The sequence below is a fragment of the Serratia ficaria genome, from assembly GCF_900187015.1.
GTDB lineage: Bacteria > Pseudomonadota > Gammaproteobacteria > Enterobacterales > Enterobacteriaceae > Serratia > Serratia ficaria.
This window is the reverse complement of record NZ_LT906479.1, coordinates 4,240,311-4,253,661: the sequence shown is the minus strand read 5'-3', so window position 1 is coordinate 4,253,661 and position 13,351 is coordinate 4,240,311. Positions and strand designations below refer to the sequence as shown.

13 protein-coding genes are annotated in these 13,351 nt (G+C 62.5%); 7 read left to right on the top strand and 6 right to left on the bottom strand.

Features of this window, described 5'->3' with window-relative positions; all coding sequences use genetic code 11:
• The first annotated feature begins 75 nt into the window (after positions 1-75).
• From CKW09_RS20025 to CKW09_RS20015, 3 genes are all read left to right on the top strand, one after another.
• Positions 76-1,017: an aromatic alcohol reductase gene (locus CKW09_RS20025; RefSeq protein WP_095099085.1), complete on the top strand. Its 942-nt coding sequence runs from the start codon at positions 76-78 to the stop codon at positions 1,015-1,017.
• Positions 1,018-1,192: 175 nt separating this feature from the next.
• Positions 1,193-1,663 (top strand): hypothetical protein, encoded by a 471-nt coding sequence (locus tag CKW09_RS20020; protein WP_061796907.1) that lies wholly within the window; start codon positions 1,193-1,195, stop codon positions 1,661-1,663.
• Positions 1,664-1,666: 3 nt separating this feature from the next.
• Positions 1,667-2,275, top strand: coding sequence for an OmpA family protein (locus CKW09_RS20015; RefSeq protein ID WP_095099082.1), 609 nt, complete (start codon positions 1,667-1,669; stop codon positions 2,273-2,275).
• Between the two features lie 24 nt (positions 2,276-2,299).
• Here CKW09_RS20015 and CKW09_RS20010 read toward each other — a convergent pair whose 3' ends face one another.
• Positions 2,300-2,869, bottom strand: coding sequence for an HdeD family acid-resistance protein (locus CKW09_RS20010; RefSeq protein WP_061796903.1), 570 nt, complete (start codon positions 2,867-2,869; stop codon positions 2,300-2,302).
• A 151-nt stretch (positions 2,870-3,020) separates the two neighbouring features.
• On the opposite strand from CKW09_RS20010, the gene actS reads away from it, so the two are divergent.
• On the top strand, positions 3,021-3,776 hold the full coding sequence (gene actS, locus CKW09_RS20005; RefSeq protein ID WP_095099080.1) for an amidase activator ActS: 756 nt from the start codon (positions 3,021-3,023) through the stop codon (positions 3,774-3,776).
• A gap of 51 nt (positions 3,777-3,827) precedes the next feature.
• On the opposite strand, the gene CKW09_RS20000 is transcribed toward actS, so the two are convergent.
• Genes CKW09_RS20000 through CKW09_RS19990 form a run of 3 tightly spaced genes read right to left on the bottom strand, consistent with a single transcriptional unit; the run spans position 3,828 to position 7,442 of the window.
• Positions 3,828-5,216: a c-type cytochrome gene (locus CKW09_RS20000; RefSeq protein WP_061796899.1), complete on the bottom strand. Its 1,389-nt coding sequence runs from the start codon at positions 5,214-5,216 to the stop codon at positions 3,828-3,830.
• Positions 5,213-6,868 (bottom strand): GMC family oxidoreductase, encoded by a 1,656-nt coding sequence (locus tag CKW09_RS19995; protein WP_095099077.1) that lies wholly within the window; start codon positions 6,866-6,868, stop codon positions 5,213-5,215. Before CKW09_RS19995 ends, CKW09_RS20000 begins: the two co-directional genes overlap by 4 nt.
• A 10-nt stretch (positions 6,869-6,878) precedes the next feature.
• Complete coding sequence (locus tag CKW09_RS19990; RefSeq protein ID WP_095099074.1) at positions 6,879-7,442, bottom strand: sorbitol dehydrogenase family protein; 564 nt, start codon at positions 7,440-7,442, stop codon at positions 6,879-6,881.
• A gap of 365 nt (positions 7,443-7,807) precedes the next feature.
• On the opposite strand from CKW09_RS19990, the gene CKW09_RS19985 reads away from it, so the two are divergent.
• The gene (locus tag CKW09_RS19985) at positions 7,808-9,568 is read left to right on the top strand and encodes an ABCB family ABC transporter ATP-binding protein/permease (RefSeq protein ID WP_061796892.1); all 1,761 of its coding nucleotides are present in this window, start codon (positions 7,808-7,810) and stop codon (positions 9,566-9,568) included.
• Positions 9,569-9,605: 37 nt separating this feature from the next.
• Here the strand turns inward: CKW09_RS19985 and CKW09_RS19980 are convergent, their stop codons facing one another.
• Positions 9,606-9,995: a tautomerase family protein gene (locus tag CKW09_RS19980; RefSeq protein ID WP_061796890.1), complete on the bottom strand. Its 390-nt coding sequence runs from the start codon at positions 9,993-9,995 to the stop codon at positions 9,606-9,608.
• A 127-nt stretch (positions 9,996-10,122) separates the two neighbouring features.
• Between CKW09_RS19980 and CKW09_RS19975 the strand changes: the two genes are divergently transcribed.
• On the top strand, positions 10,123-11,061 hold the full coding sequence (locus CKW09_RS19975) for a LysR family transcriptional regulator (protein ID WP_095099071.1): 939 nt from the start codon (positions 10,123-10,125) through the stop codon (positions 11,059-11,061).
• On the opposite strand, the gene betI is transcribed toward CKW09_RS19975, so the two are convergent.
• Positions 11,019-11,642 (bottom strand): transcriptional regulator BetI, encoded by a 624-nt coding sequence (gene betI, locus CKW09_RS19970; RefSeq protein WP_061796887.1) that lies wholly within the window; start codon positions 11,640-11,642, stop codon positions 11,019-11,021. The two genes, CKW09_RS19975 and betI, sit on opposite strands and share 43 nt — an antisense overlap.
• 158 nt (positions 11,643-11,800) lie before the next feature.
• On the opposite strand from betI, the gene CKW09_RS19965 reads away from it, so the two are divergent.
• Positions 11,801-13,345: a BCCT family transporter gene (locus CKW09_RS19965; protein ID WP_095099068.1), complete on the top strand. Its 1,545-nt coding sequence runs from the start codon at positions 11,801-11,803 to the stop codon at positions 13,343-13,345.
• The last annotated feature ends 6 nt before the right edge of the window (positions 13,346-13,351 follow it).

Below are 13,351 nucleotides of genomic sequence, written 5' to 3'. Positions count from 1 at the left end.
GTATCAACGCTGTACCTGATTGCCGCCCGATGGGCAGGCTGACAGGATAGGCCGACCAATACAGCAGGAGAGAGTATGAGCATCTCAAATCATCGTCAAACATCAGACATCCTCATTTTGGGGGCCGGTGAGCTCGGCATGGCCATGCTGCGGGGATTTGTCGGGGAGCGCCTACGGCAGCCAGGCGTGCGGCTGAGCGTGCTGCTGCGGCCCGCGTCGCCCGGCAACGCCGCGCCGGAAAATCAGGCGCGGCTGCAGCAGCTTGCCGCATGGGGCATCGCGGTGATTACCGCCGATTTCAGCCGCCAATCGGCGGCGGAGTTGGCGGCAATCTTCGCCCGCTATGATGCGGTGATAAACTGCAGCGGATTCGTGGGCGGCAAAGGCACGCAGCTTAAAATTACCCGCGCGGTGCTGATGGCCGGGGTCGCCCGTTATGTTCCCTGGCAGTTCGGCGTGGATTACGATCGGATCGGCGGCGGCAGCGGCCAACCGGTGTGGGATGAGCAGCTTGCGGTGCGGGCATTGCTGCGCGAGCAGAGTGAAACGCAGTGGCTCATCGTCTCTACCGGCATGTTCACCAGTTACCTCTTCGAGCCGGGCTTCGGCGTGGTGGACTTCGAAACCCGCCGCGTTAACGCCCCCGGCAGCGCGGATTTCGCCGTCAGCCTGACCACGCCCGAAGATATCGGCCGTTTGACGGCGAGGATTTTTTTCCACCGGCCGGCTTTCGGTAACGACGTCGTTTTTATCGCCGGCGACACGCTCACCTACCGCCGGCTGGCGGATTTGCTGAGTGAACATGAGCGGCGGCCTTATCAGCTGGCGGTTGAAGAGATGCCGCAGCTGCGCGCCGCGGCGCAGGCGGATCCCGCCAGCCTGACGGCGGCCTATCGGTTGGCCTTTGCCCGCGCCGAGGGCGTCGCCTGGGATAAAGCCATCACCTACAACGCCCGCCACGGCATCGCGGTGACGGATGTCAGGGGATGGCTGCGGGACCATCGGCCCGCGGGGTGAGGCTTATTGTCGGCCTGGGCGCATAACGTGACCCAGGTTAGGTTTTGGGGGATAACCCTTATGGATGTTGCGCGTTTTACTATAATTCCGAAGCGTAGCTATCCCCGAGGCCTTGTGATGTTGTTGAAAATAAACGCAACAAAAACAATCCTCTTCCCCAATAAGGATACTCATCATGAAGCATGTCAGAAATTTCGCCGCCGCCTGCCTGTTTGCCGCGTGGATAGTGCCGGGGGCCGCTGCGGCCGCCGATGCGGCCCCGCTGGCGACCGGCATTGTCAGCAGCGGCGTGGCCGAGGCGCAGGTGACCGAGGCGCTGCGCCACGGCGAAATCCTGACTATCAAGGTGCGCTTTAAAGGCCTGAAGGACAACCTCAACGGCCAGGCCCTGTATAGCAGCCTGGATAAAGACGCGCTGGAAAAGTCGTTCTATATTCTGGTCGGCAACAAAAAGTATCTGCTGCTGACCGACAGCAATAATGTCCCGCTGGCCTCACCCAGCGTGCCATACCGTTCGAGCCAGGGCGTTCCCTATGTCGCCACCTGGTTCGGCAGCTTCCCCGCGCCGCCGGCGGACGTGAAAGAAGTTTACCTGACCCTGGAAGGGGTCGAGCCGCTTGGCCCGATCGCCATCACGGATCGCTGAGCGATGAACGGCTTAGGGAAACTAACCCGTGCGGGGTGGCTGGCCGCTTTCGGGCTGGCCGCCTTCGGCGCAGGCGCAGCGGATGGGGAGGGCGTCTCGGTGGGGAAACCGGTGATCCTGGATCTCAAGGCGACCCGGCTGGATTTGCAAGGCCTGCCCTCGGGGCTGAATGCCGGCGTGCTCGATCTGCAGAGCAAGGCGGAGGATCTGGCCAGGAAGTCCGCCGACATCTCGGTCCGCAACAGCAAGACCGCCGTGACGCTGTCGATACGCAGCGACGTGCTGTTCGCCTTCGACAGCGATGCGATAGCCGATAAAGCGGAGCCGGCGCTGCGGCAGGTGGCCGAATTTATCGCCGCCGATCCGGCCGCCAGGGTGAAGATCGAAGGGCATACCGATGCGGTGGGCAGCGAAAAGTACAATCAGGATCTGTCGCGACGTCGCGCCCGGTCAGTGGCGGCCTGGCTGACTGCACATGGCGTTGAGCCGTCTCGCCTGAGCGAACGGGGCAAAGGTGAAAGCCAACCGGTTGCCGGCAATGACACCGAAGAGGGGCGGGCTAAAAATCGCCGGGTCGATTTTATATTGCCGAAACCCGCCGGCGGCGGCTGAGCCGCACCGCCGGCGGTCCTCTGCTTAGCTGCGCTTAAACAGCTGCGCCGCCTGGAACAGCCCGAAGGAGCTGACCAGCATCTCAATCCCGACAATCGCCGTCACCAGCGTGACCGAAGCCTCCGGCCCCGAACCGATCAGCATCCAGGCGATGATCAGATCCAGCACCCCGATAACGAACTGCAGCCCGTTGCCCGGCTGCCCGCGGCGCATATAGCCCGCCGCCAGCCGCGCAATGCCGCCGAGCGCGAACAGCACCGCCAGATACACCGCCAGCGCCAACACGCCGGCCATCGGGCTGGTAACGAAGACGTAGCCGATAATCAGATAGGCCACCCCCAACAGGATGCCGCCGATCATCGGCCAGGTGTTTTGCGCCCGGTTGGCCAGCATGCCGACGATCAGCGCCGCGCCGCTCAGCAACAGCAATATGCCGACCACCATGCTCAGCGCCGCGCCGGAGGCGAAGGGGTTAATCAGGCACAGGATGCCGCCCGCCAGTAGCAGGAAAGCGATGATCAGCAGGGTGGTTCGTTGCTTTTTGAGCAGTTCCTGGCTCAGCGGGGGCAGGTTGTTGCGGTCGAGATTTAACATGACAGTACTCCATTTCGTCGTGTGGTAATCAATCAGTCATCCTTACCTGTTCAGCATAGACCTTTTAGGGGTTTTTGACTGGTCTGACGCAGATGTTACTATGGGCGGCTGACGCGTATCGGAACCCCGGAAAGCATACAGAGGACTGGATTTGAGCACAGGAAGCAAATTTGCATGGTGGCGCCGCGCCGCGGTGTGTCTGGCATTGGGCCTGCTGTTGGCCGGTTGTTCGGGCAAAAACAGCTACCACCGCGACTACGACAAACTGCCGAAGGGCAGCTACAGCGGCAAATCCTACACCGTCAAACGGGGCGATACGCTGTATTACATCGCCTGGATCACCGACAGCGAAGTCAGCGATCTGGCCAGAATCAACAAGATACGCCCGCCATACAGTTTGGAAGTGGGGCAAAAGCTGCGCCTGAGCGGCAGCGCGCCGACCCGAACCGCCTCAAACCGTCGCAAAAACGCCGCCTCCGCCAAGGTGCTGGCCAAGCAGACGCCGCCGCCGGGCGCTTCCCGCTGTTGGCGCTGGCCCGCCAGCGGGCGGATCGTGCAGGCCTATTCCACCGCCGACGGCGGCAATAAGGGCATCGATATCGCCGGCAAGCGCGGCCAGCCGATTTACGCCTCCGCCAAGGGCAAGGTGGTGTACGTCGGCAACCAGCTGCGCGGCTACGGCAACCTGATCATGATTAAGCACGGCGAAGACTTCATCACCGCCTATGCGCACAACGACAGCACGCTGGTGCGCAACGGCCAGGACGTGAAGGCCGGGCAGAAGATCGGCACCATGGGCAGCACCGGCACCGATTCGGTGTTCCTGCACTTCCAGATCCGCTACCGCGCTACCGCGCTGGATCCGCAGCGCTATCTGCCGCCGCAGGGCTCGTCACCGTCCTGCTAATCTTGACACCCAGGCCCGCTCCCCTTCAGGAGGCGCGGGCCTGAGGGCGGATTATCTCCGCTTCCTGCCGCACAGCCAGATCAACGCCAGCAACAGCACTGCCGCCGCGCCGATGCCCGGCGCCATATAGGGCTGCAGCCTGGCCAGCAGCGGCACCGGGCCGCCGTTGCGCAGTTCCGCCACGTCCGCCTCGCTCACCTTCACCGCCGGATTGCCGTAATGCTGCAGCACGTAGTTGCTGACGGCGGCGATTTGCTTATCGCTCAGCGGGTTCACGTAAGACTGCGGGCCGAAGTTCGGCATCAGCACGTCCTCGCCGCCGGCCTTGCGCTGCACGCCGAACAGAATGGCGGAGATCAGGTTGGCCGGGTTGCCTGAGCCGGTGGCGGTGTTGTTGAACAGCGAAGGATAAGCCTGATTTTTGCTGCCGCTGCCGTCCGGCTGATGGCAGCTGGCGCAGTTGCCGCTGAACAGGGCCGCGCCGTCGGCGACGGTATTGTTGGCGTTGGCGGCGTGCAGGCCGCGCAATGCCGGCTCGACGTTGAACGCCTGGCCAAAGCCGTCGGCGGCTCGCGTATCCTGCGGGTCGCGCACCGGCGCGGTGCTTTTCAGGTAGACGGCGATGGCCTGCAGATCCTGCTCCGGCAAGTATTGCAGGCTGTTCTCCACCGCTTCGGCCATACCGCCCGCCGCCTGGTTTTTACCGGCGACGCGGCCGGTTTTAAGGTACTGCACCAGCTGTTCATTGCTCCAGCCGCCGATGCCGCTGACGGCGTCCGAGGTGATGTTCGGCGCATACCAGCTGCCCACCATGCCGCCCGCCAGCGGCCGGCCGGCGTCTTCCGCCATCAACAGGTTGCGCGGCGTATGGCAGGTATCGCAATGCCCCGGGCCGTTGACCAGGTAAGCGCCGCGGTTCCATTGCTCGCTTTGGCCTGCGTCGGGCTGGAAGCGGCCCTTGTCCATGAACAGCAGGTTCCAGCCGGCCATGCTGAAGCGCAGGTTGAACGGGAAGGGCAGTTCGGTCGGCGTGTTTTTCTGCTCCGCCGGTTTCACCGCATGCATAAAGTAGGCGTAGAGCGCGTGGATGTCTTCATCGCTCAATTTGGTGTAGGAGGTGTAAGGCATCGCCGGGTAGAGGTAGCTGCCGTCGGCGCGCACCCCTTCGCGCACCGCGCGGGCGAACTGCCGTTCGCTATAGCCGCCGATGCCGTCCTTCGTCGACGGCGTGATGTTGGTGGAGTAGATGACCCCCATCGGCGAGTCGATGCCATAGCCGCCGGCGAAGGGAGTACCGCCCCCCGGCTGGGTATGGCAGGCCTGGCAGTCCGAGGCGATGGCGAGCCGTTCACCCTGTTTGATCAACGCGCCCTGGTCGGCGGCGCAGGCGCCGCCGCTGAGGCCGAGCAGCGTCAGGGCCAGTCCAAGCTGTTTCTTCATGATTTCACCGCCAGCGCCCGGGCGATATCGTCGGCGGCCTTGATGCCCAGCGCCGCCATGGTCAGCGTGCTGTTGACCACGCTGGCGGAAGGAATGGCGCCGCCGCCCGGCAGCCACAGATTGGCGTGATCGTGGGTGCGGCAGTTGCCGTCAACCACCGAGTCCTGCGGATCTTTGCCCATGATGGTGCCGCCCATGATGTGGTTGTTGGCGTTCAGGCTGGTGGTGATCTTGAATTCATCGGCATCGAACAGCTGCCCGATGTGCGCCAGCTGCTTATGCGCGGCTTCCGCGCCTTTGCGCACATAGTCGCCGACGTCGTAATGGATATCCGGGCACGGCAGGCCGTGGGCGTCCTTGCGGGTGGCGCTGAGCGTCAGTCGGTTGTTCGGGTCTGGTAACGGTTCCAGACTGATCGACAAATCGACCCCGTAGGCCGCGCGCCGGCGGATTTCTTCGTCCAGCACCTGCCCCACCAGGCCCTGCTCCAGCGCTTTTTGCGTGGCGGGGACTATCTGGTTGATATTGTTGAGTATCATCTTATTGGCGGAATAGTCTTTACGGAACTCGCCGTCGCGCGGCCCCACCAGGCAGCTGCTCTGCGCCGGTCCGCGGCCGAGCCACAGCGGTTCCTTCGCCAGGAAGGTACAGTGGAAACCGGAATGGTCCATCATATTGCGCCCGACCTGATCGGACGAGTTGGCGATGCCGTTGGGGTTTTGCTTATTGGCGGCGATCAGCAGCAGACGCGGCGTTTCTATGCCGTTGCAGGCCAGCGCGAAGGCGTTGGCGGTGGCTTTGTGCGAGCGCTTTTGGTTGTCCAGCCAGTGCACCGCGGTGACGCGGTTCCGAGCGTCGGTATCGATTTTATAGACCACCGATTCCGCCAGCACCACCGCGCCTTTCATCTCTGCGCGTTCGACATGATGGATGCCGTTGTACATGGCGCCGATCGGGCAAATGGGTTGGCAGTTGTTGTTGCCGCAGCAGGTTGGGCGGCCTTTCCACGGGCGAATGCTGCGCCCCTGCGGGATGGGTACCGAGCGATAGCCGTGCGGGTTGACCACCTCGGCGAAGCGGGTGTCGCCATAGGCCCAGGGCACCATGTCCATCGGGTAAGGTTTGCTGCGCTCGACCGGCGACTGTTGGGCCGGGTCGTTGGGGCCGGCGACGCCGATTTCTTCTTCCGCGCGGCAGTAGTAGGGTTCGAGATCGTCATACGAAATAGGCCAGTCGCGGCCGACGCCGTACAGGGTTTTCATCTGGAAATCGCTCGGCAGGTGGCGCCAGCAGGAGGCCGCCCAGTGCCAGGTGGTGCCGCCGACGGTGCGCAGATAGCCTTGTTTGAAGCTGCCGGCGCTGGGGCCGCTCAGGGCCACGTAGTTGTTTTCCGGGAAGTAGAGCGGGGCGGTGGCGTATTCCGACTGCGGGTACAGCCCCTGGAAATCCGAACCGGCCCGGTTATCGAACGGCATGTTGCGCCAGTTTTCCACCGCCTGGGCGCGATCGATGCGCAGGCCCGCTTCCAGCACCAGTACGGAATAGCCCTGGCTGACCAGTTGATCGGCCATGATGCCGCCGACGATGCCGGAGCCGACGATCACGATATCGGCCGATACGTCGCCATCGGCGGTAAATTCAGGTTTTTTCATCAGTTTAATCTCAGCGTGCGGGAGTCATGGTCATCGGCGGCGCGGCGGTCCACCACAGCGGGCCGTTGCCGCAATAGGTCGGCACGATCAGCGCATCGCTGGCGGGGCGATACATCAACGCATCTTTGTAGGCGATCAGCACCGCCTGCTGGCCGTGGCCGACGGTGCCGGTGTACCAGGCGCTGACGATGGCGGTGATCACCTCCTGCAGGCCGGCCTGCACCGCGAGCGTTTGCAGCTGAGCGGCGCTTTGTTCCGGCCGCAGCAGGGCGCTCAGGCGCTCAATGCGCGCGGAGAAATCCGGCGTGGCGTTGCTCAGGGCGGTGAAAATGCGCGCCGACATGCCCTGGTCGATATCGCGGTGTTCGGTAAGGGTTTGGGACAGAGTGAAGAAACGCGAGAAGATCAACGGGTTACCCGCTGCGGTTTGCTGCTCTGCCTGGGTCAGGAACGGGTAGCCGAGCAGGGAGGTGGCGACAAGGGCGGAAGCCATGCCGATCAACAGGTCCCTTCTGCTGAAACCGGTTCCATTTTTGGATGAACTGACGTCATCGCTGGGTAACGCTGTGCTCATGGTGAGTTTCTCGCAACTGGTGTTAAAGCCTTGGTAGGCGAAAAGCGGATGGGCTTCGGGTACAAAGTAATGAAATAGAACAACTTTATGGTTATTGATTAACCACTAATTATTTAGTGTCTAATAATTTTTGTGGATATTAACTTGCTGATAACTTCTCAACAACAAAATTCACGGCGGCGCCGGGGAAGATCGCACTTTAAGGATAAATAGCGGCGGCGGGCGGGCGCTGAAGATCAAAAACTCGGCGTTTCACGCCCCCGGTCGGCGCGTGGCGGCGGATTGCCAAGGCTTTTGTCGCCATACATGCCAGAATGGAGTAAAGCCGATGCCGCAATTCTGACTGAGAAGATAATTATTACATTATGGATCGTTCCCGTTTATTGAAGTTCCTGCTGCCCTATCTGTGGCCGAAAGACAACCCCAGACTGCGTTGGTATCTGCTGGTGGCCTTTATCTTCATGGTGATCGCCAAGGTCAGCACCACTCTGGTACCGCTGGCTTACAAAGCGATGGTCGATGCGCTGAGCGGCGACACCGCCAAAATGCTGGCCATTCCGCTGGGGCTGATCGTCGCCTATGGCGCGGCGCGGGTGGGCGGCGCGCTGTTTGAAGAGCTGCGCAACGTGATGTTTATCCACGTCAGCCAAAATGCCACCCGGCTGCTGGGGCTGCGGGTGTTCAGGCAGCTGCATGCGCTGAGCCTGCGCTTTCATCTGGAACGGCAAACCGGCGGGCTGTCGTTGTCGATTGAGCGCGGCACTCAGGCGGTGGCCACCGTGCTGTCGCGGCTGCTGTTTTCCATCGTGCCGATCCTGTTCGAACTGACGCTGGTGTCGGTGATCATGTGGCATATGCTGAACGGCTGGTTCGCGCTGGCGATCCTGGCCACGGTCTGCTGCTATATCCTGTTTACCGTGACGGCGGTCAGCTGGCGCACCCGTTTCCGGCGCGAGCTCAACAAGGCCAACGCCGACGCCAACAGCAAATCCATCGACAGCCTGCTGAATTACGAAACCGTGAAGTATTTCGGCAACGAGGAGTTTGAGGCCGAGCGCTTCAATATGTCGCGCCGGCTGTATGAATACGCCGCCATCAAGAATCAGTTCAGCTTTACCGCCTTGAACCTCGGCCAGACGGCGGTGATCTCGGTCGGCCTGATCGTCATGATGAGCATGGCGGCGCAGGGCATCGTGCAGGGGCGAATGAGCATCGGTGATTTTGTGCTGGTGAATGCCTATTTGCTGCAGCTCTACCAGCCGCTGAACTTCTTCGGCTTTATTTACGCCGAAGTGCGGCAGGCGCTGATCGACATGGAGAACATGTTCGATCTGCTGCAGGAAGAGCAGGAGATTGTCGACGGCCCGAATGCGCAGGATCTGCGTCTCGGCCAGGGCGAGGTGCGTTTTGATGCGGTCAGCTTCGGTTACGATCCGCGGCGGCCGATCCTCAAGCAGGTGAGCTTCACCATCCCGGCGGGAAAAACCGTGGCGGTGGTGGGCGCTTCCGGCGCCGGCAAATCGACGCTTTCACGCCTGCTGTTCCGCTTCTATGACGTGAACGGCGGCGCGGTTGCCATCGACGGCCAGGATATTCGCCAACTGACCCAGACCAGCCTGCGACGGGCTATCGGCATCGTGCCGCAGGATACCGTGCTGTTTAACGATACGCTGCGCTACAACATCGGCTACGGCAAAACCGGCTCCAGCGATGAAGAGATCGAACGGGCGGCCCGGCTGGCGCATATCCATGATTTCATCGTCAGCCTGCCCGACGGCTATGACACCCGGGTGGGGGAGCGCGGCCTCAAGCTGTCCGGCGGCGAGAAGCAGCGGGTGGCGATCGCCCGTACCATCCTGAAAAACCCGGCGATTTTGGTGTTCGACGAAGCGACCAGCGCGCTGGATACCCAAACCGAACGCGAGATCCAGGGGCACCTGCGCGAAGTCAGCCGCAACCACACCACGCTGGTGATCGCCCATCGCCTCTCTACGGTGGTGGATGCCGATGAAATCATCGTGCTGGAGGCGGGCGAGATCGTTGAGCGCGGCGGCCATGAAGCGTTGTTGCAACGCAATGGCCGCTATGCGGCGATGTGGCAAAACCAGTACAGCGAAGAACCCTGACCCAGCGGCAGGGCGGCCGGCGCGCCGCCTTTGCCCGTCAGAGCTCGCCGGTCAGATACTGCGCCACGCCATTGCCGAAGCTCCAGTCCCCTTTCGCGTTGGTGACTATCGACACCATCAGATCGCCGCCTTCGATGCCGCAGCTTTCTTTCAACTCGCGCTGCAGCTCGGCGTAAAACCGCTGCTTCTGCTGCTCGCTGCGCGGGCTGGTGAACACCCTCACCACCACCAGATTGCGACTGCGCGTCAGGCCCAGGCCGGTATCCTCGATCACCATCTGATGGGCCTTGTTTTCATGAACAATCTGGTAGCGATCGCGCTCGGGCACCGCAAAGGCGCTCAGCACCGCGCGGTGGGCGGCGTCGAGCAGGGTTTGCAGTTCAGCTGGGCTGCGGCCCTCGATGACGTCAAAGGTAAGCAATGGCATTTTATAATCCTGTCAGTGGGTTGGCTTGTTTGCGGCAGGCGGGCTGCCGGGGCCATAGTAAGGCGATTTTTTACGCGGAAGAAGCGCTATACTTGAACTCATTGTTTACTTAAATGAACAGTCGGCGATGAAAAATCCGAAGATTGAAACCCTGTGGACCCATTTGCATTGGCTTACCGTGCTGGCGGAGCAGGGCAGTTTCACCCGCGCGGCCGAGCGGCTGGCGGTCAGCAAGGCGGCGATGAGCCAAAAGATCAAAGAGATTGAAACCCTGGCCGGGGTGCCCCTGGTGCAACGCACCACGCGCAGCGTCCGGCTGACCGAGGCCGGGCTGCGGCTGGTGGAGGAGCTGCGGCAGCCGTTTGCCCAGATCAAACAGAGTTTTTCCGGCGTGTGCGATTCGGTCGGGCCGCTGCGCGGAGCGATACGGGTGACTGCGCCGGTGGCGTTTGCCCGCCAGCAGATGGTGCCGCGCATCACCGGTTTTCTGCGCGCCAATCCGCAGGTGCGGGTGCAGTTGGAGGTGTCCGATCGGCTGGTGTCGTTAACCCGCGAAGGCTTCGATCTGGCGATCCGTCACAGCGACAGCCTGCCGGACACGCACGTCGCCTGGCGGCTGTGCCCGACGAAAACGCTGGCGGTGGCGGCCGTCGATTATATCCGCCGGCACGGCATGCCGGCGTCTCCCGCCGAGCTTGAACAGCATCAGTGTCTGTACTATCCGCGCGGCGGCGAACAGCCGGGCTGGCGTTTTGTCGCCGACAACCCGGCGATGGGCGGGGAGGTGCGGGTGCCGGTCAGCGGTCCTTTCGCCACCAACAATAGCGAATCGATACGCGACGCCGCACTGGACGGGCTGGGGATTGCGCTGCTGCCCGATTTCAGCGCACAGCAGGCGCTGGCGAGCGGCCGATTGATCGAGGTGCTGCCGGGGTGGCGCCCGGCAGGCGCCTTCGCCGATGCGCTTTACGTGGTGCGCCCTTACGCATCGCCGGTGCCGCGAACGGTTGCGGCGTTCGGCAGTTATCTGCGCGGCGCTTTCGCCGACGGATTCGCCGCCGATTGAGCGGCGCCTAAAATCTGTACCACATAGTCGCAGGCGATGCGGCAGTCCAGCTTCAGATCCGTTTCGCTGCCCGCCAGGCTGCCGCGCAGCCACAGGCCATCGATCATCGCCGCCAGCCCGCGCGCCGCGACGCGCGCCTGCCGCTGCGGCAGTTCACGGCGAAACTGGCTGCAGATATTGGAATAGAGACGGCGATCGTTGGCGCGCTGCAGGCGGCGCAGCGCCGGTTGATGCATGCTGGCGGCCCAGAAGTCGAGCCAGGCGCGCATGGAAGCGGCGTTGGTCTGGCTGGGGTGAAAGTTGCCCTGAATGATGGCAAACAGCTGTGACTGGCTGTCGCCCGCCGCGCGGGCGCGGCACTCGGCGACCGCGTCGCGCAGATCGCGCAAGATCCTGCGCATGGTGGCGTTCATCAATCCTTCCTTGTCGCCAAAGTAATGGCTGACGATGCCGGTCGAAAGACCGGCCTCTTTCGCCACCTGCGACAGGGTGACGCCGGCCAGCCCGACCACGTTGATGGCCTCGAAGGCGGCGTTAATCAGCTGCTCCTTGCGCTGCTCCGGAATGTCTCTGCGGTACATATTTTCCCCGATTGATAGGCAAATCACAGTTTGAGTTTGATTGATTGAACGTTCAATCAATACGCTATATGCTGCAAAAATGTCAAATAAATGGCGATGCAATGTTAACAGTAAGTTGCATTCAAATCGTCTGCCGTTCGCACCCTGGAATCCTGCCCATGACAGCAAAAAGTCCCTCATCGCTCGGTGAAGAACCGATTAGGTTAAATGCTCCGGTGTTTTTCGGTTCGGCGGCGGTGATCCTGCTGCTGGGCCTGTTGATCGTGCTGTTCCCCGCCGGCAGCAAGCAGTGGCTGAATCAGGCCCAGAGCTGGGTCGCCGACGTGTTCGGCTGGTACTACATGCTGCTGATGGTGGTCTGCATGGCGTTCGTCTTCTGGCTGGCGCTGTCGCGCTTCGGCCATATCCGCCTCGGGCAGGATGACGAACTGCCGCAGTTCAGCTACCCCTCGTGGGTGGCGATGCTGTTTTCCTCGGGCATCGGCATTGCGTTGGTTTACTACGGCGCCTACGAGCCGCTGGATCACTTCCTGTCGCCGCCGGAAGGCAGCGGCGGCAGCGTGCAGGCGGCGCGCCAGGCGATGGCGCTGACCTTCCTGCACTGGGGGCTGCACGGCTGGGCGCTGTATGCGCTGATCGCCACCGCGCTGGCCTATTTCGCCTACTGCCGCGGCCTGCCGCTGGCGCTGCGTTCGGCGCTGTATCCGATCTTCGGCGAACGCACCCACGGCTGCGTCGGCCACCTGGTGGACAGCTTCGGCATACTGGTCACGGTGATCTCCATGGTGACCAACCTGGGGATCGGTGCGCTGCTGGTCAACTCCGGTCTGTTCTACCTGTTCGATATCCCGCAAAGCACCGGCGTGCTGCTGGCGCTGATCGTGGTGATGATGGCGGTGGCCACGCTGGCGGCGGTGACCGGCGTCGAAAAAGGCATCGCGATGCTGTCCAACGTCAACGTCGGCTTCCTGTGCCTGCTGCTGCTGTTCGTGTTTCTGGCCGGGCCGACGCTGAACCTGGTCAACGGCATGCTGCAAAACGTCGGGGATTACCTGACCTCGATCGTCAGCAGAAGCTTCGACATGTATCTGTACGGCAAGGCGCGCCAATGGCAGGGCGCCTGGACGCTGTTCTACTGGGCCTGGTGGGTGGCGTGGGCGCCGTTTGTCGGCCTGTTTATCGCGCGCATTTCAAAAGGGCGCACCATCCGCGAGCTGATCTTCGGCGTGTTGTTGATTCCGCTGGGGTTCACGCTGGCGTGGCTGTCGATCTTCGGCAACACCGCCATCAGCCTGGTGCTGGAAGGCGGTCAGGCGATCCTCGGCCAGGTGGCGGTGGCCGATCCGCCGATGGCGGTGTTCAAGCTGTTCGAATACCTGCCTTACACCCAGCTGACCGCCGGCTTTACCGTGGTGATCAGTTTCGTGCTGTTCCTGACGCCGGTCGATTCCGGCACGCTGATGATTGCCAATCTCTCGTGCCAGGGCGGCTCCGCCCAGGACGATGCGCCGGCCTGGCTGCGCATCTTCTGGGCTGCGGTAACCACCGTGGTGTGCGTCGGCCTGCTGTACGCCGGCAGCTTCAGCGCGATGCAAACCGCCGTGGTGCTGTGCGGGCTGCCGTTCTCCGCGGTGATCGTGCTGTATATGGTCAGCCTGCATAGGGATCTGCACCGTTACGCCCTGCGGCCGGTGGCGTCCTGAACCGGC

Excerpts from the sequence above, each read along its gene's own strand:
- CKW09_RS20025 (WP_095099085.1), top strand. The coding sequence starts at position 76 with ATGAGCATCTCAAATCATCGTCAAACATCAGACATCCTCATTTTGGGG.
- CKW09_RS20020 (WP_061796907.1), top strand. The coding sequence starts at position 1,193 with ATGAAGCATGTCAGAAATTTCGCCGCCGCCTGCCTGTTTGCCGCGTGG.
- CKW09_RS20015 (WP_095099082.1), top strand. The coding sequence starts at position 1,667 with ATGAACGGCTTAGGGAAACTAACCCGTGCGGGGTGGCTGGCCGCTTTC.
- CKW09_RS20010 (WP_061796903.1), bottom strand. The coding sequence starts at position 2,869 with ATGTTAAATCTCGACCGCAACAACCTGCCCCCGCTGAGCCAGGAACTG.
- CKW09_RS20000 (WP_061796899.1), bottom strand. The coding sequence starts at position 5,216 with ATGAAGAAACAGCTTGGACTGGCCCTGACGCTGCTCGGCCTCAGCGGC.
- CKW09_RS19995 (WP_095099077.1), bottom strand. The coding sequence starts at position 6,868 with ATGAAAAAACCTGAATTTACCGCCGATGGCGACGTATCGGCCGATATC.
- CKW09_RS19990 (WP_095099074.1), bottom strand. The coding sequence starts at position 7,442 with ATGAGCACAGCGTTACCCAGCGATGACGTCAGTTCATCCAAAAATGGA.
- CKW09_RS19985 (WP_061796892.1), top strand. The coding sequence starts at position 7,808 with ATGGATCGTTCCCGTTTATTGAAGTTCCTGCTGCCCTATCTGTGGCCG.
- CKW09_RS19980 (WP_061796890.1), bottom strand. The coding sequence starts at position 9,995 with ATGCCATTGCTTACCTTTGACGTCATCGAGGGCCGCAGCCCAGCTGAA.
- CKW09_RS19975 (WP_095099071.1), top strand. The coding sequence starts at position 10,123 with ATGAAAAATCCGAAGATTGAAACCCTGTGGACCCATTTGCATTGGCTT.
- betI (WP_061796887.1), bottom strand. The coding sequence starts at position 11,642 with ATGTACCGCAGAGACATTCCGGAGCAGCGCAAGGAGCAGCTGATTAAC.
- CKW09_RS19965 (WP_095099068.1), top strand. The coding sequence starts at position 11,801 with ATGACAGCAAAAAGTCCCTCATCGCTCGGTGAAGAACCGATTAGGTTA.